23 protein-coding genes are annotated in these 21536 nt (G+C 32.8%); 6 read left to right on the top strand and 17 right to left on the bottom strand.

What is annotated here, in order from left to right; genetic code table 11:
• Positions 1–147 precede the first annotated feature (147 nt).
• Positions 148–948: a type II pantothenate kinase gene (gene coaW, locus CD041_RS11730; RefSeq protein ID WP_002492349.1), complete on the top strand. Its 801-nt coding sequence runs from the start codon at positions 148–150 to the stop codon at positions 946–948.
• A gap of 47 nt (positions 949–995) precedes the next feature.
• Here the strand turns inward: coaW and CD041_RS11725 are convergent, their stop codons facing one another.
• The 3 genes from CD041_RS11725 to CD041_RS11715 form a co-directional block, all read right to left on the bottom strand.
• The gene (locus CD041_RS11725; protein WP_002461261.1) at positions 996–1661 is read right to left on the bottom strand and encodes a DUF2750 domain-containing protein; all 666 of its coding nucleotides are present in this window, start codon (positions 1659–1661) and stop codon (positions 996–998) included.
• A gap of 261 nt (positions 1662–1922) precedes the next feature.
• Entirely contained in the window at positions 1923–3110 is a 1188-nt protein-coding gene (gene ldmS, locus CD041_RS11720) for an L-aspartate--L-methionine ligase LdmS (protein WP_176744558.1), read from the bottom strand.
• A gap of 2 nt (positions 3111–3112) precedes the next feature.
• Positions 3113–4297, bottom strand: a complete 1185-nt coding sequence (locus tag CD041_RS11715) for a M20 family metallopeptidase (RefSeq protein ID WP_070481817.1) — start codon at positions 4295–4297, stop codon at positions 3113–3115.
• A 254-nt stretch (positions 4298–4551) separates the two neighbouring features.
• Here CD041_RS11715 and CD041_RS11710 point away from each other — a divergent pair, with 254 nt between their 5' ends.
• A complete protein-coding gene (locus tag CD041_RS11710; RefSeq protein ID WP_002461265.1) occupies positions 4552–5022 on the top strand; it encodes an S-ribosylhomocysteine lyase in 471 nt (156 codons plus the stop codon).
• A 404-nt stretch (positions 5023–5426) separates the two neighbouring features.
• On the opposite strand, the gene CD041_RS11705 is transcribed toward CD041_RS11710, so the two are convergent.
• The 7 genes from CD041_RS11705 to deoC all read right to left on the bottom strand — a co-directional run bounded on the left by CD041_RS11705 (position 5427) and on the right by deoC (position 12022).
• Complete coding sequence (locus CD041_RS11705; protein ID WP_002478945.1) at positions 5427–5588, bottom strand: FeoB-associated Cys-rich membrane protein; 162 nt, start codon at positions 5586–5588, stop codon at positions 5427–5429.
• An 11-nt stretch (positions 5589–5599) separates the two neighbouring features.
• On the bottom strand, positions 5600–7594 hold the full coding sequence (gene feoB / locus CD041_RS11700) for a ferrous iron transport protein B (protein WP_080606535.1): 1995 nt from the start codon (positions 7592–7594) through the stop codon (positions 5600–5602).
• 9 nt (positions 7595–7603) lie between these two features.
• The gene (locus CD041_RS11695; protein WP_037540521.1) at positions 7604–7831 is read right to left on the bottom strand and encodes a FeoA family protein; all 228 of its coding nucleotides are present in this window, start codon (positions 7829–7831) and stop codon (positions 7604–7606) included.
• A gap of 618 nt (positions 7832–8449) precedes the next feature.
• A complete protein-coding gene (locus CD041_RS11685) occupies positions 8450–8800 on the bottom strand; it encodes a DoxX family protein (RefSeq protein ID WP_002461269.1) in 351 nt (116 codons plus the stop codon).
• Complete coding sequence (gene deoB / locus CD041_RS11680; RefSeq protein WP_070647989.1) at positions 8800–9987, bottom strand: phosphopentomutase; 1188 nt, start codon at positions 9985–9987, stop codon at positions 8800–8802. Before deoB ends, CD041_RS11685 begins: the two co-directional genes overlap by 1 nt.
• Before the next feature lie 10 nt (positions 9988–9997).
• Positions 9998–11299, bottom strand: a complete 1302-nt coding sequence (locus CD041_RS11675) for a pyrimidine-nucleoside phosphorylase (RefSeq protein WP_070815432.1) — start codon at positions 11297–11299, stop codon at positions 9998–10000.
• Between the two features lie 60 nt (positions 11300–11359).
• Entirely contained in the window at positions 11360–12022 is a 663-nt protein-coding gene (deoC, locus tag CD041_RS11670; protein ID WP_062077910.1) for a deoxyribose-phosphate aldolase, read from the bottom strand.
• A gap of 178 nt (positions 12023–12200) precedes the next feature.
• On the opposite strand from deoC, the gene deoD reads away from it, so the two are divergent.
• Positions 12201–12911, top strand: a complete 711-nt coding sequence (gene deoD / locus CD041_RS11665) for a purine-nucleoside phosphorylase (RefSeq protein WP_070647991.1) — start codon at positions 12201–12203, stop codon at positions 12909–12911.
• A gap of 77 nt (positions 12912–12988) precedes the next feature.
• Here deoD and CD041_RS11660 read toward each other — a convergent pair whose 3' ends face one another.
• The 6 genes from CD041_RS11660 to CD041_RS11635 form a co-directional block, all read right to left on the bottom strand.
• A complete protein-coding gene (locus tag CD041_RS11660) occupies positions 12989–13435 on the bottom strand; it encodes a Dps family protein (RefSeq protein WP_002478940.1) in 447 nt (148 codons plus the stop codon).
• A gap of 200 nt (positions 13436–13635) precedes the next feature.
• Positions 13636–14046: a thiol-disulfide oxidoreductase DCC family protein gene (locus CD041_RS11655; RefSeq protein WP_002492364.1), complete on the bottom strand. Its 411-nt coding sequence runs from the start codon at positions 14044–14046 to the stop codon at positions 13636–13638.
• 250 nt (positions 14047–14296) lie between these two features.
• On the bottom strand, positions 14297–15673 hold the full coding sequence (locus CD041_RS11650; protein ID WP_062077912.1) for an EVE domain-containing protein: 1377 nt from the start codon (positions 15671–15673) through the stop codon (positions 14297–14299).
• A 249-nt stretch (positions 15674–15922) separates the two neighbouring features.
• On the bottom strand, positions 15923–16156 hold the full coding sequence (locus CD041_RS11645; RefSeq protein WP_070647993.1) for a hypothetical protein: 234 nt from the start codon (positions 16154–16156) through the stop codon (positions 15923–15925).
• 39 nt (positions 16157–16195) lie between these two features.
• Entirely contained in the window at positions 16196–17134 is a 939-nt protein-coding gene (locus tag CD041_RS11640; RefSeq protein ID WP_070647994.1) for a type I phosphomannose isomerase catalytic subunit, read from the bottom strand.
• Between the two features lie 285 nt (positions 17135–17419).
• Positions 17420–18079, bottom strand: coding sequence for an SDR family oxidoreductase (locus CD041_RS11635; protein ID WP_070647995.1), 660 nt, complete (start codon positions 18077–18079; stop codon positions 17420–17422).
• 154 nt (positions 18080–18233) lie between these two features.
• Here CD041_RS11635 and CD041_RS11630 point away from each other — a divergent pair, with 154 nt between their 5' ends.
• On the top strand, positions 18234–18557 hold the full coding sequence (locus CD041_RS11630) for an ArsR/SmtB family transcription factor (protein WP_002461285.1): 324 nt from the start codon (positions 18234–18236) through the stop codon (positions 18555–18557).
• The gene (czrB, locus tag CD041_RS11625; RefSeq protein ID WP_002461286.1) at positions 18550–19518 is read left to right on the top strand and encodes a CDF family zinc efflux transporter CzrB; all 969 of its coding nucleotides are present in this window, start codon (positions 18550–18552) and stop codon (positions 19516–19518) included. Before CD041_RS11630 ends, czrB begins: the two co-directional genes overlap by 8 nt.
• A 53-nt stretch (positions 19519–19571) precedes the next feature.
• On the opposite strand, the gene CD041_RS11620 is transcribed toward czrB, so the two are convergent.
• The gene (locus CD041_RS11620) at positions 19572–20303 is read right to left on the bottom strand and encodes a metallophosphoesterase family protein (protein WP_002478934.1); all 732 of its coding nucleotides are present in this window, start codon (positions 20301–20303) and stop codon (positions 19572–19574) included.
• A gap of 132 nt (positions 20304–20435) precedes the next feature.
• On the opposite strand from CD041_RS11620, the gene CD041_RS11615 reads away from it, so the two are divergent.
• Positions 20436–21509 (top strand): hypothetical protein, encoded by a 1074-nt coding sequence (locus CD041_RS11615; RefSeq protein ID WP_002461288.1) that lies wholly within the window; start codon positions 20436–20438, stop codon positions 21507–21509.
• Positions 21510–21536: the final 27 nt, after the last annotated feature.

Genomic DNA, 21536 nt, shown 5'->3' with positions numbered 1-21536 from the left:
CTTATTTCTAACATTGTTAGCCTTCTGACTACTTATTTAAATTTTATCATATCATGTTATACCCTAATTTTTTTAATTTCTACTTGTATTTCAGTGATTTTATTATACTATAAACATTGACCCTAATTAATTGCAGAGGTGAAAGAAATGAATATCGGTATCGATGCAGGTGGAACATTAATCAAAATTGTTCAAGAAACGCCTGATGAACGTATTTATAAAACAGAATTAACTACAAATATACAACAGGTAATTCATTGGTTGAAAAATGAATCATATGATTCTTTAAGTTTAACAGGTGGTAATGCCGGAGTCATTGCTGAACAACTTGATCACCCTGTGCAAACCTATGTTGAATTTGATGCTTCTTCTAAAGGTTTAAGCATGTTACTTAAAGAACAAGGCCACGATATTGACCAATATATTTTTACTAACGTAGGAACTGGGACGTCTATCCATTATTATGATGGGATATCTCAACAACGTGTTGGGGGTATTGGTACAGGTGGCGGTATGATACAAGGTTTAGGATACCTTTTAACTCAAATATCAGATTATGAGGCATTGACAACTTTAGCTCAACAAGGTGATCGAAATCATATTGATTTAAAGGTCAAACATATTTATAAAGATACCCCACCTCCTATACCAGGCGAATTAACTGCCGCAAATTTTGGTAATGTCCTGCACCATTTGGATGCAAATTTTACATCAGCAAATCAACTAGCATCGGTTGTCGGTGTTGTTGGCGAGGTAATCACAACGATGTCCATTACTGTAGCTCGTGAATATAAAACAAATAATGTCGTGTACATCGGGTCATCCTTCAACAATAATCCATTGTTAAGAGAAGTCATTGAAGATTATACTAAGTTAAGAGGTTGTCAACCATATTATATTGAACATGGTGCCTTTTCAGGAGCCATTGGTGCTATTCATTTATCATAATAGCAAACGCCCTTCAGCATTTGCATCGAAGGGCGTCATTCATCAATTTAAAATGTTGCTTCGTTTGACAAGTACTGTGCCGAGACAATAGTACCAACCACACCAGGTTTCAAGTCAATAGCTACAGCTTTATTATCATCTCTTAATTCATCTAACCACTCACCAAAAACGCTACTTTCTACTTCTATAAGTTCGCATTCTTCAAAATCTTGATCTCGTACTTTCAAAGCGCGCCCTTTCATACTCCAAACAGGCATAATATATGGTTTTTCTTTTTTATCATCCCCGATTAAAATAAAAGATTTTTGTCCTTTTCGAGTTAGTCCAAATACTTCATCATTTTTTGCTATATCTTTAACAAATTCTTTAGTACGAATACGATCTAATTCTGTCATGATTTCATCAGTTGTATCAACGACGTTAATCAACTGGCCAGGATGATTTTCTGAAGCATTAATAACCACTTTGTCTCCTTTATCAAATAAATCATCAAGCTCATATGTCGCAAAGGTATCAATGTCAATTTGAACTACTTTATCATAATCTACCTGATGATCTTCAAGGAATGTGCGCGCCATGTATTCATTCGTCCATGCTGCTGGATATAATTGACCTTGATAATAAATCCTTACTAATTTTTTAGATGTACTCGCAAAGAAAAATTCCTCATTGATTAATATATCCTTGAAAAATGTTTCATTTTTAAATGACATGTAACAACCCTCAATTCATTTTAATTTATTCCAAATTTTAAATGACTCGTTTTTGATAGTCAATAAAGCTTGGACATCATTATGTTTTAAGATACGAACTAAATATTGGCAATAGTTGACTGGACTGAACATACGCTTATACTAGGCCTTTTCCAATCCTGGTCAACCTTGCCGGTGCATGACTATGAATTCATAATGAATGCTGTCCCGCTCCCTAACTATTAAATTAAAACAAATGTCTGATTGTACAGTATTTATTATTTATAAATCTAACTCCTCATAAAATGCTTTAATATAATGATCTATTTCTGTTTTGCTATTCCCATGCCAAATACAGCCAAATCTAGAATTAACTTTATTTTTACCATACCAATCACCATCATAATAAGATAGTGGGCACAATACGCCTTTTTTTATAAATTTTAATATAGTATTAAAAAAGTGTTCATTATCACCTTTAGCTACATAGCTATAAAACTTTTGATAATTTGGATGTAGCTCATCTTCTAATAGCAACATACTCGTAGAACCATTTTGTCTAAAATTCAAATCAATCGCAAAGACATCTCCATGTTGATCTAATAATAAATCAAACCCTGCCACTCCAAAGAATCCTTGTTTTACACCTATTTCCATAATTTCGTAACCAGCGTTTATCACTTGCTGAGGTATATCATGGACATTCTCGTTACCAGCATAAAAGCCATATTTATTTGTAAGTTGCTGTGCGGTTCCTAAATACTGGATACCTAACTCTGAAGAATAAGAGAACTGAACACAATAATTGTGAACCTCTTCGATTTTTTGTTCAATAATCAAATGTGATGTAGCTGCTTCTGCTTCAAAAATACGTGTCATTGCTTTTTGCAAATCATTTTGATGATAACAAATCATAACACCATATCCTCCTGCAGTTGGCAAATCATCTCCAGGTTTAATAACAAAAGGAAATGTCCAATCTTGAACTCGCGCTTTAAAATCTTTGATTGATACAATTTCTCTGTTAGGCAAGTAATGATGATTCGTCCATTCAGGAATGCGCGCTTTATTATTTAATGCGATAAATGTATCCTTATTTAAAGCGTAATAAGAAGATTCAAGTACATCTTCTCCATGTATATATTGAAAATAAATCTTTTTCCCTTCTTGATAAGCGAGATGTTGAATAAGCGATTCATAAGATTGCTGATCATGAAATTTATAAATTGAGGTCGGTATCGTTTTTCCTATAGTATTAAAAAGTGCTTCCAATTTATCGGTAACACTGGCTTCGTGTACGATTACAGGTAATTTATTGGCTATCAATAACTCTCTACCGGTCAAAAAATTCGATTGATGTTCTTCTGGTTCTAACCATGGATTAGAAACATAAGAGGGTCTTGATGAGTAAACAACATTGTCTGCGTATAAATCACTGAGTGTAAGTGGTTGATTTTGCTTATTTTTCACCATTATTTGTTATTCCCCTTTATATGAGAATGCTGTTCGACTATAGCCTCAAACAGCGGTTGATTTTCAATTAACTCTAGACCCATCAATGCAATAATTTTTGCACCTCGAACAACCGCTTGATCTCCATGTACACTTGCAGCAGCTTCTCTAAAACGATGTGTATGACCAACTAAGTTTCTTGAGCCTATTTTGATATGTGGATGTATCGTAGGAACGACATGACTCACATTGCCAGTATCCGTAGATCCATATCCAAAATCGTCATGGCTGACTGCTTCACCTATTTCAATGGCATACTTTTCAAATAATGCATCTAATCTAGGTGTTTTAATAAATTCATTTACGCCATTTTGAATAGGCCCAAATTCATAATCGCACCCCGTTTGAATTGAAGCACCACGTGCAGTTTGTTTCACGCGTTCTGTTAATACATCTAATTCTTTGCGTGTTGTTGCGCGTGTATAAAAACGTGCATGAGTAAAATCTGGAATGATATTTGCTGCTTTGCCACCATCTAAAATCACACCATGTACTCTTTGATCTTTCTTAATATGTTGTCTGAGTTGTGCCACACCATTAAAATAAGAAATCATAGCATCTAAAGCATTGAGCGCTTCATCTGCATTTTCAGAAGCATGTGCACTTTTTCCGTAAAATTTAATATCCAAAACATCTACTGCTAATGTATTGATGGTTGGATATGTTTCGTTGCCAGGGTGAATCATCAATGCTATATCAATATCATCAATCACGCCGGCTTTAACATATGATGCTTTTGCACTTCCATTCTCTCCACCTTCTTCTGCTGGACAGCCTAAAACGACTACTTTACCACCAATTGAATCAATCGTTTGCTTTAATGCCGATCCAGCCAATACACTCGCAGTACCTATAATATTGTGGCCGCATGCATGTCCTAACCCAGGTAAAGCATCATATTCAGCTAAATAACCAATCGTTGGACCTTCACGTTCTGAATCATAAGTGGCTATAAATCCTGTTGCATGACCTGCGATATCTGTCTCTATCTCAAATCCTTGTTCAGCTAGTTTCTCTATAAGTATTCGAGACGCAAAAATTTCTTCATTTCCTAACTCCGGACGTTCATGTATTCTATGACTGATTTCTATATAATCGTATTTATTATTTTCGATATAATCCAAAATTTTTTGTTTACTGTTCATTATTACAACTATCTCCCTTACGTAACCCAAATAATCGAACAACATCTTTTACCCAATATGTTTTTTAATTAATCATTACTTATTTTATCGGAATAATACTTGATTGTCATTATATTTACAAAATTTTCTAACAATAATGTTCTATACCCGCCTCAACGGCATATGATGCATTAGGTCAAAATTGTCATTATACAGTCGTCTTGTTACAATCAATATATTAGATAAGTTTTAAAAGTAATTTAGGAGGATGTCAAATGGCAAAAATGAATGTAGAAAGTTTTAACTTAGATCATACGAAAGTTGTCGCGCCTTTTGTGAGATTAGCAGGTACGATGGAAGGCTTAAACGGTGATGTAATCAAAAAATATGATATCCGCTTCAAACAACCAAATAAAGAACATATGGAAATGCCTGGTTTACACTCACTTGAACATTTAATGGCAGAAAACATTAGAAACCATACTGACAAAGTTGTAGACTTAAGTCCAATGGGTTGTCAAACCGGTTTCTATGTATCCTTTATTAATCATGACGATTATAATGATGTTTTAAATATTATTGAAAAAACATTAAATGACGTATTACAAGCTAACGAAGTTCCAGCTTGCAATGAAGTACAATGTGGGTGGGCTGCAAGTCATTCATTAGAGGGTGCTAAAGAAATCGCTAAAGCGTTCTTAAACAAACGCAATCAATGGCATGATGTGTTCGGTGAAGCTAAATAATTAGTTACAATATCCTGGATGATAAATCTCAAAATTCGCTCTAGGGAGCGGGACAGAATTCAAAAATGATTTTTGTCCTGACCCCTAGAGTTTTTTATATAACGTATTAATATTTCTAAGTGCAGTACTCCATCTTATTCCAATGGATAGTAACCGATATTTTATTTTCGAATATTTCTTAATTGGATACTCGCGATTCAACTTATCCTAACCCTACTTAAAGTTTTGCTCTCAAAACGATGTATATGCATGTGAACTGGCATTTTATTAGCAGAAGAAAGTAACTCATAATGAATAGAAACATAACTAATCTCAGTATGTTTCATACAACAAAAAAGCTTCTCTATTTGAATTCGTTCATTCAAAAATAGAAAAGCTTTTACTTTTATTTTAAAATTTGATTCTTAAGGCTTTAAATGTTTCTTATGTGACGTTGTATCACAATGACAATTAGATTTGCAACTTCCGCATTGCCCTTCTTTACTACGTTTAAAAAATTTTACTAATGTTAAAACCGTATAAAAGATGATAACTACGATAATCAAGATGTTTATAAATATATACATAAAAATCGTCCTTATATAAAAAGATTACTTATTTGATAAAATGCCAATGTTAAAAGATATGCTGTAACTATTGGGTAAAATAATGCAATGAGTGTCCATTTCCATGAACATGTTTCTTTTCTTATTGTAGCTACTGTCGAAATACATGGAACATATAATAGTATAAATATCATAAAAGCATAGGCTGATAAGGATGTGAATTGATGTTGAATTACGTTAACAAGCCCATTCTCATTTGAGGAATAAAGTATCGCCATTGAACTGATTATGACTTCTTTCGCTAAAAATCCTGGTATCAAAGTGGCACCTGCATGCCACGTACCAAATCCCAAAGGTGAAAGTATAGGAGCTATTGCTTCTCCTATTATATGCATAAAGCTTTGATTAATTTTTACATCAAATCCATTAGGTCCTGTATATGTTAATGCCCATATGATTACTGAGCCAGCAAATATAAATGTCCCTGCTTTTTTTACAAAGCCTTTTGCCTTTTCCCAAGTGCTACGCCATAAAGTTCTAATAGAAGGTACACGATAAGTTGGTAGCTCAACAATAAATACTGAACTATCGTTTTTCAAAATAAATCGATTCATAATAGTACTAACTATTAAAGCAACTAAAATCCCAAGCAAGTATAAACTTAAAACTATGAGAGATTGATAAGTTTTAAAGAATACTCCCACAAACAATGCATATATTGGCAAACGTGCTGAACAAGACATGAAGGGAGCTATTAAAATTGTTATCAGCCGTTCTTTTTCATTTTCAATACTACGTGCAGCCATAATGCTTGGTACATTACAGCCAAATCCAATAATCATAGGAATAAATGACTTACCACTTAGCCCTATTGATTCCATTGTCTTATCCATTAAAACAGCTATTCTTGCCATATAACCCGAATCTTCAAGCAAAGAAATAAAGAAGAATAATACCACGATCTGAGGAACAAACACAAGCACTGAGCCGACACCTGCAATAATACCGTCTGTGATTAAATCTTGTAGAAATGGCAACAAGTGTAAGTATTGCATCATCATCTTTACCCAGTCGGTAAATTGCCCACCAATGAAATCATCCATTTTGTCGGATAAAGGCGTACCTACCCAAGTAAATGTGATTTGAAAAATGAGCCATATAATGCCTAAAAATATGGGTATCCCTAAATACTTATTCATCAATATTTTATCTAACTTAGCAGTAAAAAATTGCTTTTCTTCTTTAGGATATTCGACAACATTTTTTAAGATATCATCTATAAATTTATCTCTAATCAATTCCATACGTTCACGTACACGCATATTCAAATTTTTTTCTAATTCTTTTTTTATTGGTTCTAAACAATTAATCATTTCAGAACCTATTTCCTGATAAATTTGATTATTATCAAGTAAATATTGTATCGCTATAAAACGTATTCGTTCTTTAGGATATTCTGTCTCTTTTAAGATAATTGAACTTATTTTTTCAATAGCATCTTCTATATCATGACCATAGTTAATTTTAAATTGTTGTCTTTTATCAGGTTTTAAAAATTTCAATTCATGTAAAAGTTCATTAGTCCCTTTAGCTTTTCTCGCTACAATCGGAAAAACAGGTACTTTTAATTTTTTCATTAAAGTATCATATCTGACTTTAAGACCATGTTGCACTGCTACGTCAATCATGTTTAAACCAATAATTAAAGGTGCATTAAGTTCTAACAATTGAATAGTAAGGTTCAAATTTCTTTTTATTTGGCTAGTATCAATGATATTAATCATACCTGTAAAAGAAGATTCCATTAAAAAATCTGTTACTACAGTCTCATCTTTAGAAACTGGAGATAAATCATAAATGCCAGGTAAATCAATAAGCTGCCCTATGTTTTCTTTTAATTTACCTACCTTTTTTTCAACAGTTACACCACTCCAGTTACCTACGTATTCATAAGACCCTGTTAATGCATTAAACAATGACGTCTTTCCTACATTTGGATTTCCTAAAATACAAAAACTTTCGCCCATATATATAACCTACTCCTCTAATGTAATGTTTCTGGCGTCAGATTGTCTAATGCACAAAAATTGACCATTTACTTCAATAATACTTGGTCCATTAAATAAGCATTTTCGTTTAATACATACTTCACTGCCTTTTTTTATACCTAATGCACTTAATCGATATAACATATTTTTATTACATATACTTATACTTTTAACTTTGTAATTTTTATTTTTTATCCCAGTCTTTAAATTCAACAAAATACTCACACTTTCTAAATATTAATTAATAATCATTATCATTAAGAAAATTATATGACTAATTTTTATTAAAAACAATATCTACAAAAAACTATTTGTGTCGATTTATAGAACTGCTATAAATTTTAAATTCTTCTTAATTACGATCATTTTCTATCAATGATATCGTTTAAACTTACAGTACAGATGAGAGAGGTTATATTATGAAGGAACAAGACTTAAGAGTAACAAAAACTAAAAAAGCGTTATCGATGCGTTTTATCAATTATTGGAGAAGCGACGATTTGAATCCATCCCTGTAAATGAACTCTTTGACAATGTAATGGTTCATCGTACAACTTTTATAAATACTTTATGGTAAGTAGGATTTGTTAGTTTATCTATTCAAATTACTAACTAAAGATTACTTTCAACAGATTTTAAAAAATGCTTGAATAATCCTTTTCAAACAATTGAAGCTACATTTTCAAATAAAGAAAAATTAGAGAAAATAGATAAAGCACAAAGATGATATACAATTTCAAATCATCTTTGTGCTATTATTTTGGAATTTATGTCACAGCCTGTGTTACTAGTGTCAGATAAATCTATATCTTAAATTCGTATTATAACTCTTTCTTATAACTTTTTAATTAATCCTATTAATACAAATTGTAAAGGTAATCTCAAGTATAGTGCCCACTTAGGCACTTCTTTATCGCCTAAAGGTAATTCTTTACGTGCCATATAAATATTTGCTGGTAATACTGCTAATAAAAATAAATTCATACCTTTTTTCAACCATTCTGCTGGTCTTTTAATTAATAGCATCATACCAAAAAAGATTTCAAAAACTCCTGTAACAAGTACAGCAGTTTTTCGTAATGGTAAGTAATGTGGCACAATATTTCTAAACTGACGTTCATTTGTAAAATGTAAGACTCCTGCTGTGCCAAATGCTAAACCAAGCAAATATCTAAATAATTTCATTAATGTTCCACTCCCATTTCTTTTAAATAGCTTTTACCGAATTTTGGTAGTTCTACGTTGAAATTATCTGCTATTGTAGCACCAATTGAACTAAATGTCTCGTCACTTGATAATTCATGACCATGATTGATTTTAGGACTATACATTAATACTGGAATATACTCTCGCGTATGATCTGTCCCAGGTGCAATCGGGTCATTACCATGGTCAGCAGTAATGATGACTAAATCATCTTCATCCAAGTTTGCAATCAATTCAGGTAAACGATTATCAAAATCTTTGATTGCTTGTGCGTAACCTTCTTTATCACGTCGGTGACCATATAAAGCATCAAAATCAACTAAATTTAAAAAGCTCATGCCATTAAATACTTTTTGCGTAACATTTATCAATTGATCCATTCCGTCCATATTACTTTTAGTGCGAATCGCCTCTGTAACACCTTCCCCATCAAAAATGTCATTAATCTTTCCAATAGCGATAACATCGTAACCATTGTCTTTTAATTCATTCATAACCGTGTGTCCAAAAGGTTTCAATGCATAATCATGACGATTTGATGTTCTTGTAAAGTTACCTGGTTCTCCTACATATGGTCGGGCAATAACACGTCCAATTAAATATTTTGGATCCTTTGTTATCTCTCTTACCTTTTCACAAATATCATATAATTCTTCAAGCGGTATAATATCTTCATGTGCAGCAATTTGTAATACTGGGTCAGCACTTGTATAAACGATTAAATCACCCGTCTTCATTTGATGTTCACCAAGTTCATCAATGATTGCCGTACCAGAAGCAGGTTTATTCGCTACCACTTTACGTCCTGTCATCTCTTCAATTTGTTTAATCAATTCTTCTGGAAAACCATTAGGATAAACTTTAAATGGTTGCATGATATTCAAGCCCATCATTTCCCAATGTCCTGTCATAGTATCTTTACCGACAGATGCTTCACTTAACTTCGTATAAAAAGCCTCAGGATGATCTACTTTATGCACTACAGGCAAGTCAGTAATATTACCTAAGCCAAGTCGTTCTAAATTAGGTAATGATTCCTTAAATCCCTCTAATGTATGTTTAAGCGTGTGTGCACCTTCATCATTAAAGGCTGCTGCATCTGGTGCTTCTCCAATGCCTACTGAATCCATTACAATAAGATGTATACGTTTAAAAGGCGTTATCATTTTAACACTCCTACTCAGTAATAATTTTATGAATTAATGTTGGTTTATGACCTGTATCTTGAATGGCTATACTATCATAAAGTTTAGCCTTTACATCAAATATATCTGGCTGATTACTATAAATCGTTAATAATGGTTCACCCTCTTTGACAGTGTCTCCAACTTTTTTGTTTAATACTATACCGACTCCTAAATCGATTGTATCTTCTTTCGTCTGACGACCAGCACCTAACATCATTGATGCAATACCAATATCATTGGCAATCATCTCAGTTATTGTTCCTGTTTTCTGTGCTGGCAATTCTATTTTATATTGCGCTTGTGGTAATAATTCCGGGTGATCTACGATATGTGGATTGCCACCTTGGTTAGCAATAAACTGCTTGAATTTCGCTAATGCTGTTCCATCTTGAATTGCTTGTTTTAATTTTCGTCGTGCTTCTTCTAATGTCTCAGCTTGCTGGCCTAAAACTACCATTTGAGAACCAAGCGTCAACACGAGTTCTGTTAAATCTTCAGGTCCGTGTCCATTCAATGTTTCAATAGCTTCTCGCAATTCTAAAGCATTACCAATTGCGTTGCCTAACGGTTGACTCATATCTGAAATGATAGCCATCGTCTTTCTGCCAACATGATTGCCGATGGATACCATGGCATGCGCAAGTTGTTCAGCATCTTCTAATGTTTTCATAAATGCACCGCTACCTGTTTTAACATCAAGCACAATTGCATCTGCACCTGCAGCAATTTTTTTACTCATTATCGAAGACGCGATTAATGGAATAGAGTTTACTGTCCCTGTCACATCTCTCAAAGCATATAGCTTTTTGTCTGCCGGTGTTAAGTTACCCGTTTGTCCAATTACTGCAACTCGATCTTCGTTGACCAATTTAATAAACTCATCTTCACTGATCTCAACATGAAACCCTTCAATTGACTCTAATTTATCAATTGTGCCGCCAGTATGACCTAAGCCACGCCCACTCATTTTTGCAACTGGCACACCAACTGCAGCCACAAGAGGTGCTAAAACAAGCGTTGTTGTATCACCTACGCCACCTGTAGAATGTTTGTCAACTTTTACCCCATTAATTTGGGATAAATCAATCACATCCCCAGAATGTACCATTGCTAGCGTTAACGCTGCACGTTCTTGTTCTGTCATATCTTGAAAAAAAATAGCCATTGCTAAACTTGCAGCTTGATAATCTGGAATATCTCCCTTTGTATAGCCCTCAATAAAAAAGTTAATCTCATCCGTTGTTAATTCTTTCCCATCGCGTTTCTTTTCTATAATATCGACCATTCTCATAGCCATATCCCCTTTCAATAAGCGACTAGTTTGCTTTTTTATGATAATGCGATTATGGCATTAGTAATCGGTGTTAGCCTCAAGACCTTCTATTATTTCAACACCCGCACTCGCTCCAATTCGAGTTGCACCAGCTTCAATCATTTTTTTGAAATCAGCTAAGTTTCGTACCCCACCTGAAGCTTTAACTTGTAACTCATTACCAACCGTTTGCTTCATCAATGCCACATCCTCTGCGGTGGCACCACCACCAGCAAAACCAGTAGATGTTTTAACAAAATCAGCACCAGCAGCTCGCGCAATCTCACAAGCTTTGACCTTTTCATCATCAGTTAATAATATTGTTTCAATGATAACTTTAACTAAAATCCCATTAGCTGCACCAACAACACCTTCAATATCTTTTTTCACATCATCATAACGCCCATCTTTTAATGCGCCAATATTGATAACCATGTCAATTTCAGAAGCACCATTTTTTATTGCATCTTCTGTTTCAAATGTTTTTGTTGCTGTAGTACTCGCACCTAATGGAAAGCCAACCACGGTACATACTAATACATCTGAATCTCGTAATTGTTCTGCCGCATACTTCACTTGAGTTGGATTTACACAAACTGATTTAAAGTGATATGTTTTAGCCTCTTTGATTAACTTATCAATTTGTGCCTTTGTTGATTCTGGTTTTAATAAGGTATGATCTATATATTTTGCATAATCCATTAAAACGCCCTCCTATAAATTGTTGTTTAATATTTGCGCCTACGATAAAGTTTTCGTAGCATAGTTTAAACTTTAAAAATAGGCATTTTGTCCTTCCCTTCTATAGTACAAAAATTCGCAAAAAAGTTAAACAAATGTTATCTTTATGTTAAGAATGAAAGTCGAGGAGAGATAACAAATGTCTAAAGGTACACCACATATTCAACCTAAAGAACATAAAATCGCCAAAACAGTACTTATGCCTGGCGATCCATTAAGAGCAAAATACATAGCCGAAAACTTCTTAGATAATGTAGTGCAATTTAATGAAGTAAGAAATATGTTTGGATATACAGGTACTTATAAAGGTAAAGAAATTTCTGTTATGGGATCTGGTATGGGGATTCCAAGTATAGGTATATATTCATATGAGTTGTACCATTTCTTCAATGTAGATACGATTATTCGTATTGGGTCTTGTGGCGCACTACAAGAAAATGTCAATTTATATGACATTATCATTGCACAAGCCGCTTCAACAAATTCTAATTATGTAGACCAATATCAAATTCCTGGTCACTTCGCACCAATTGCTGATTTTGACTTAATCACTAAAGCTAAACAGAAAGCAGACGAACTTGATGCAGTTTCGCACGTTGGTAATATCTTATCGTCTGATACATTTTACAATGCGAACCCACACTTCAATGATCAATGGAAAAGAATGGGTATTTTAGGTATCGAAATGGAGTCAGCAGCTTTATACCTTAATGCAACTTATGCTGGTAAAAAAGCTTTAGGTATTTTTACAGTAAGCGACCATATTATCAAACAAGAAGAAACAACTGCGGAAGAAAGACAAAATTCATTTACACAAATGATGGAAGTCGCATTAGAAATTGCAGAATAAAAAAAGCCTTGATATTGTAATTACACTAGTAAAATCACATGTGTAATACAGTATCAAGGTTTATTATATGGTTAAAATTATTTACTTAAATAAGATTTAAACATCCAGTTATGTTTATCTACTGAAGTTTGCATGCCGATAAACATATCTTCTGATACGTCATCTTCAGCTTCTCCAGCCACTTGAATAGCTTGTTCAAGTTGTTGTGAAATATTTGTTAAATCTTTAGAAAATGCTTCGACCATTTCTTCTGCAGAATAATTTAAACCTGCTTCTTCAACAATCGACATATCTAAACATTCTTTTAACGTTCCTACAGGATGACCGCCTACCGCTAAAATACGTTCAGCTAAATCATCAACATATTGACTTGCTTCATTATATAATTCTTCAAATTTAACATGCAATGAAAAGAAATTTGGTCCTTTAACATACCAGTGGAAATTGTGTAATTTAGTATAAGCCACCGTCCAGTTTGCAACTTGTTGATTTAATTCTTTTACTACATCTTGTTGATTTGCCATATTATTCATCGCTCCTTTTAACTTATATCATCGTAATGATGTTATCATTATATTATAATAATTCTAATCTGTAAAGCAAAATAACACTCTTATTTATAATTATTATAAACAAATTGAAGATTTATTCATATACCTAACCTTTGAATAAGCTTATTTTCAGCTATATGTTATTCTTATTATCCCTTAATTGAAAATCATTTTCAATTAATCAACTTTACATGTTGATTATCATCTAGGAAAAACGACTTTTCATAAGATGTTGGTCGATGCCATTTTGTTTTCCACATTTTATCCCTATTATTCGCAAAAAGATGATAGCCACAATCTCTAAGTGGTTTTGGAACCAATTTTAGTAATATCCCTAACCATTTAAACGTTGTTAATGATGTAATTAACGTCGCTATTGCAGTCGAATGATACTCAAGATGATGGCCTTCTTGCAGAATAACACTATTTTGATGCTGTGCTTCTGGATGTTGTTTGAATAAATGTTGCCCTATCTCACCTTGAAGCGTAGCAAATTGATATTTTTTAGATAAACCATGTCGTATTAACCATATTGCGTAATTATAGCAATATACACAGTTTCCATCATAATAAATAATTGGCATAAATTCACATCCTTACTTTTATTATTACTATTTCCTCTTCGGTTGCAAGCTAAACAACTTAAAACACATTTAAGAAACAGGCAAAATCAATTATTGCAGTTTAAGAGCCACACTACTTTGTCATAGTGTGGCTCCATTTATTTCAATATTTTGTATTGTAAGGCTTATTCCATAAAGGAATAGCTTTATCTTATTTTTACTGTCACTACTTAAAATATTTTCAAAAGGTTATATCATGAACAAGACTACTTTATTTATCTTGTTTTACTTTAACAATGCGTGTATATTTTAAAAATTGAGCTGAATATTTCTCTTTAATTACATCAATATCATCATAAGTAATACCAATAATATGCCAATTAGGATTAAAATGATAAAATGAATCTTTCTGGCGTGACCATATAATCATTTGTCCATCTTTATTATATCGTGGCAATGTCACTTCATAGCCTTCCAACACATTGATATACGTTTGAAAAATATCTGGATCAACACGGTTAAAATTATCAATGACTAAATAACTTTTATCGTTTTTAGGCATTAAATGTGTAATAAATCCTTCACGATAATATAATGCACCTGCTTCATTTGGTAAGTATTTACCATACAACATTTCTTCAGAAAAATCAGGGTGTCCAGTTGTTATGACTGGATTAGCATTGGTCTTATCTAATAATTCATTTGCTGCTTTTAATCCTTCGTCATGTTGCCCTACAACAAGTAAGATAAATGGTTTAAGCGCTTCATCTTTAGTTTGTTCGCTATGTACAGGTTGATTAATCGTCTCAAATGGCTTATTTACACCATCATTTTTGCTCATATCAATAATGGCATCATATTGAGTTTGAGACATACTAGCAATTGCCTGTTTCGCATTTTCTTGTAAAAAGTATAAATTCTTTAACTTTGGATGTTTATTTAATTGGCTTAATGTCACTGGTGTTATATTTTTATCATAGCGCACTTCGATTGCGGTGCTATTCGTTCTACCAGGTATGGGTGGCTTTTCATGAATATGCTTAGTCACTTCTCCAATACCAATGACAGCTTGATTTTTATTTCTATTATAAAATACTAGGTTGTCACCAACTTCTAATTGATTATAAAAATGGTAACCATTTCGTTTAATACCATTATAGGTATGTGTATATATTGTATAAATTTCCCCAGGTTCAAACGCTTCTGACTCAGCTAAAAAGAAATAGCGTGGTAATTTTTCTTGGCCTTGTCCTAAGGCGACAATAAGATCAAATTCCTCTTTAGTTAGTTGATTAAATAAAGTTTCTTTCATATTATTCATTCTATAATCTAATGCTTCACTGCGTTTTAAAAAGTCAATCGTTAATGGTTTTAGTAGCTCATCAAATCGAAAAGTGACTCGAATTTTATTTTGAGCGCCTGTTTGAACGCTAGTGATTTCACCTAATCCTAATAAACCAGTATCTGTTTGAACTTGGTAAAATATCACTTTGTCGCCAATTTCTGCTTTTTTAAATGCTCTAAAACCTTGAGAAGGATTAAATTGAGCTCCTGATTCAAATAATGTCGTTTGTCCAATTAATGGTTCATTATGATTCCATCTTGTATAGCCACAATTTAGCCAAAAGTAATTTACTGCTTCAGTCATTATGAAACTCCTAACCCTAATTATTCATTGTGAGAAAAAATACTTTCTCTTATGATTTCTTTTCATTTTATCATACTTCACGTAAAAATCTTGTGTAATTTCATAAAAATTAGCAATTAGATATAACATAAAATTCAATACCATATTTTAAAAAAAGAGAAAATCACTAGCCTATATGCTTATGACTTTCTCTTATAATATTTTCTACTTAGATGTAGTATTCATCATCTAATTGCTATTTGGTTCCTATTATTGCTGAACACCCACAATACTTGCTAGAAGCGGCATTAAATTTATCATTACACCCCCTAATGATAACAATCCACTTGTTTTATGATCTTTTAATGTTAATATTGCACTGATGACACCGATCAACGCAATAAATTGAGGAATAAGTCGTGTAGGATAATGTGGCACATTAAAAAAGATACCTGCACCAGCAATAACACCACAAACTAATGAAATGTATAACAATTGCTTCAAATTTATACCTCCCAATATTCAAGAAACAGACTAATTTCTTTATAGATAGCTGATAATCAATGTGAAATCCCCTTCAAATACACTATCTAAATCTTCTGAAGTCAATATAAAATGGCTTCCTTTTTGAATTCTATAAATTTCTCCATCAGTAATCATCTGGCCCTCACCGTCAAGTACCGATACTAGACAAAATTCTCTCGGCTTCATGTAGTTTAAAGTACCTGAAATTTCCCATTTTACCATTGTAAAGAAATCACTGGATACAATATGTGAACATTTATGATTCTCTATAATTTCACTTTCAGGCACTAATTTCGGTACTTCAATTCCGTATTCTATAACATCCAAGGCCCTATTTATATTAAGAAAAGGCGTTGTTTGATTAGGACGATGACGTTTAAAATCATATATTCTATACGATATATCTGAATTTTGCATCGTTTCATAGGCTAACACGCCAGCGCTAATTGAGTGTAATGTACCTGCAGGAATAAAATAGAATTCACCAGCTTGCACAGGAACACGTTTTAATATGCTTTCCACTTGTTGTTCTTCTATAGTCTGTGCCATTTCTGCTCGTGATTGTGCCGTCGTACCTAAGACAATCTCAGCCTGTTCAGCTGCTTCTATAATATATAAACATTCAGATTTACCATATTGTCCATTTTCATGTTCATATGCATATGAATCTCCCGGGTGCACATGAATAGATAACGGGGCCGTTGCATCAACTATTTTACATAATAATGGGAATTCTTTACTGGGAAAATCACCAAATAATTCTCGATGCTCTGTCCATACTTGGTCTAATGTTTGACCAGCATATTGTCCATTTAAGATTTTACTTTTACCATTTGAGTGAGCTGAGATACACCAACATTCACCTATTGGTTTGTCTGGTAGGTGATAACCGAATGATTCGAGTTTATCACCACCCCAAATCTTTTCGTGAAATATTGGCTCTAAAAATAGTGGCATCATAGCCCCCCTCTTCAAAATTTATGTCTATTATAAAAGCTAATTTAGCCATTTAAAGTTCAAATTTATTATCGTTACTTAAGTTTATAATAACATAGCTAACTTAACACTAGTGATTGTATCACATTTGACAGTAATTGCGTTATTTACAATATTGCAAGCGCTTTACTTTTTCATGCAAAATACAATATAAATGCAAAATGTAATCATGCTTTTATAAAAAAAGAAGCTGGTATCATGAGTGAATATATGACCAGCTTCTTATTATTTGATTTAACTTGTTAATTATTTCTGTCTATAGCTAGCTAACGCTTCGGTAATCGATTTATCACCTGCAATAATTTGAAATTCTTGATTCATATATTGATTACTTGTCGATACTTCGTTAAGCACGCGCGCAACATCTTCTCTAGGAATAGCATTTTTACCTTCAAAATATAAACCTGCATCAATCTGTCCTGTGCCAGCATCATTGGTCAACACACCAGGATGGACGATTGTATAGTTTAGACCTGATGCTCTTAAGTAATGATCTGCATAATGCTTAGCTATGGTATATGGCTTTAAATCACCCGAAGCATCGAATGCTTGACGACGTGAATCATATGTTGAGACCATTACATAATGATTTATTTTTGCTTCTTTACTAGCAATCATTGTTTTTATTGCACCGTCTAAGTCGACAATAATGGTTTTATCTGCTCCTGTACTACCACCACTACCTACTGAGAAAATGATAGTATCAAATTGTTTAAACGTTTGTATTAACGTATCAATATCATCTTTTTCAACATCAATTTGTATTGCTTGAATTCCTTCATCTTGTAATTTAGAAACTTGTTCTTCATTTCGAACACCGGCTGTAAAATCTTCATTTTGTGCTTTAAATTGTTTAACTAGTTGACTACCAACGCCACCGTTTGCACCAATTAATAAAATAGCCATAATAACGTCCTCCTTTTGAAATGCTAATTTGTATTTTACCACTTACATTTAACTGGCAAACATTAACTTTCTTGAATGAGTTGACCAAACAATGAGAAAAAGTTATATTAATATATGAACATATATTCATAAATACAGAAAGGATATGACTCATATGCCATCACATCGTTCTGATTTCGATACGCTTACTCGTGTAACCCAAATTTTTAAAGCATTAAGTGATATAAATCGTATTCGAATTATGGAATTACTTCAAGAAGGTGAAGCAAGTGTTGGCCATATTTCACATACGCTAAATATGAGCCAATCTAATGTTTCTCATCAATTAAAATTGTTGAAGCAAACTCATCTTGTTAAGGCCAAGCGAGCTGGTCAATCTATGATTTATTCTCTTGATGACCAACATGTCGCTACGTTGTTAAAACAAGCCATTCATCATGCAAATCATCCAAAAGAAGGTGGATCTTATCATGACTAATCACACACATCAACATCATCATGACCATGTCCACGGTCATGTACACACAAATAACAAAAAAGTATTACTTATTTCGTTTTTAATCATTGGCTCATTTATGTTGATTGAAATTATCGGAGGTTATCTCGCTAATAGCTTAGCTTTGCTCTCAGATGGAATCCATATGTTCAGTGATACCGTCTCACTAGGCATAGCACTTATTGCTTTTATCTATGCAGAAAAAAATGCTACAACATCAAAAACCTTTGGCTATAAACGTTTTGAAGTGTTAGCGGCATTATTTAATGGTGTAACTCTATTTATTATAAGTGCACTCATTATTATAGAAGCAATTAAACGTTTCTTCGCACCACCAGAAGTACAGTCAACTGAAATGTTTGTTATCAGTGTAATGGGATTACTTGTTAATATCATTGTCGCAGCAATTATGTTTAAAAGTGGTGATACGCATCATAATTTAAATATGCGTGGTGCCTTTATTCATGTGCTTGGTGATTTACTGGGCTCATTAGGTGCTATCGTTGCTGCTATCCTAATATGGTTATTTGATTTTACACTGGCTGATCCTATAGCAAGTATTATTGTTTCACTATTAATTTTAAAAAGTGCTTTCGGCATTACCAAATCATCGCTTAATATCTTGATGGAAGGAACACCAACAGATGTTGATTTAGAAGCAATAATTCAAACTATTACACAACATGGTCAAGTTCAAAATGTTCACGATTATCATGTTTGGACGATTTCAAATGATATGAATGCATTGAGCTGCCATGCCGTAGTAAGTGAAGCCCTTACTGTAGAGCAATGTGAATTACTACTCGAACGTATCGAACATGACTTATCACATTTAAATGTTCATCACATGACCATACAGTTAGAAACACCTAAACATAAACATGACACGTCCACATTATGTACAGGACTTCATCATTCACATGCTCACGTACACCAGCATTAAATTGAAAAGCTATCGTATCCTTTCTTTACTAGGAACTACGATAGCTTTATTTTTTAAAGAAATTTATCAAATATTAATTGTTTTGCTGGAACATGCTTTTCACTAAATCCTAAAAGAAATTCTTCATTATCATAAGGTAATTTGATTCTTTCCACCGAGAATTCACTATCAGTAATTGTCAGAATGCCATATACGGCATAAGCACCATTATTAAGACCAACAGAGCCTGGATTAAAGTACAGTTTCTTCTTATCATCAAATAAATGTAACGTATGATTATGTCCAAAAACAATTACATCAGCATCTTTATCTTGGAAAAGCGTTGACATATTTTGTGCACTTGGTTCAACTATAGGACTAAAAGGTTGTCCATCGATTGTAGTATTTAATTTACTATTATCAATTTCATAATGAATAAATAGCATTTTTTTACCACAGATGGTTTGTTCAATAAATCGTGGAAGCTGATTTAATACCTCATGATATTCTTCGTCAAGATGACTTTCAATCCACTGATGATGTTCATAAAATTTATCTTTTAAGTCTTCCGGATAAGGTGTGCCATTAACTATTGACATCACCGCTTCATCATGATTGCCTGCAATCATCTCCATGTCTTCACGTTCAAAGATGCTGTCTAATACTTTGTTTGTCTCGTGACCAATTCCAATATTGTCACCTAAGTTTATAATTTTATCAACATCTTCTCTACGATCAATATCATCCAAAACAGTTTCTAGCGCATCATAATTTCCATGCACATCGGTTATAATTGCAATTTTCATGATGATATCTCCTTTCATTAGTTCATTTATTAGCATATTCTAACACTTAATGTCATAATATGTTAGATATTCATTTAAAATTTTTTCGAATTTTGATATTGTATTTATATTAACGTAAAGGAGTGCTTCATTTTGTTTAAATTTCATAAATTAGCAATCAAAAATACAAAGTCACATTGGTTGTTAACATTTGTTTTTGCAATGATCAATGTGTTAATTCTCTTTGTGCTTTGTCAATTTCTTCCAAAACTATATCTAAGTAAAGTTAGTAATGACATGCAAGAGACTTTGATACAAAAAGGTAATGTTGATCCTCAACAATTACAGGAGCAATTACAGACGATTAATATCATTGTTTTGGTTGTTATAGCGATTATATTCCTTCTTGTTGGATATCAACTACTAGCTGGTTCTATTAATGTCATATCAAAATCTATTAAAAAGCAAAAATTTGGCTTTTCAGATTTACTTGTTTCATTTAAAGGTGGCAAATACATTTCTAGTATTTTACTCGGTATCATCAGTTTAATACTATATATCGCTTTAACTTGGATACATGCATTTCTTTTAAAATATCTCTTCAAAATTGTTGGAGAATTAATTAAACCTTTAGAAATTCAGAGTCAAAATACGTTATTGATTATTCAAATTGTAACATTTGTTTTTGTTTCATTTATTATTTCAATTCTATTGTGGATTGTATTAATACCTATGATAAACAGTACTGTACAATTTACTCAAGACCGTAATAAAACAGCTATTGCCTCATTAGAAGACGGTTTTAAAGGAATTGCGAATGGACAAAAAACGTGGTTTAAATTTTTTGTAGGTGTGTTATTGATTAACTTAATCGCACTCATCATATCACTTATATCATCGTTGGATATCTATTTATTACAAAATATGTCACAAACACTGGCTTATAACATTCATATTGCTATAATCATACTAGTGGCAATTATCACTATTATAATACATTACTTAAATACTTTAGGTGTTGTTCAATACTTTATTCGCAACGGAGAACCAGTCAATGTGTCTCAAGTTAAAAAGGATAAAAAAAGTAGCAAAAAGAACAAATCCGAATCATTAAATTCACAAGATGATAATGATTTAGCTTCTAATAATACAACATCTACAGAAACACACACGACTAAACCAACTGACGAACAAATACACACATCGATTGATGAACGTCAAAAATAAAATACAGGCTGGGACATAAAGCCCTAA

This window comes from Staphylococcus lugdunensis (assembly GCF_002901705.1).
GTDB lineage: Bacteria > Bacillota > Bacilli > Staphylococcales > Staphylococcaceae > Staphylococcus > Staphylococcus lugdunensis.
Note: the sequence above shows the minus strand (reverse complement) of the source record. Positions and strands in the feature narration are given on the sequence as shown.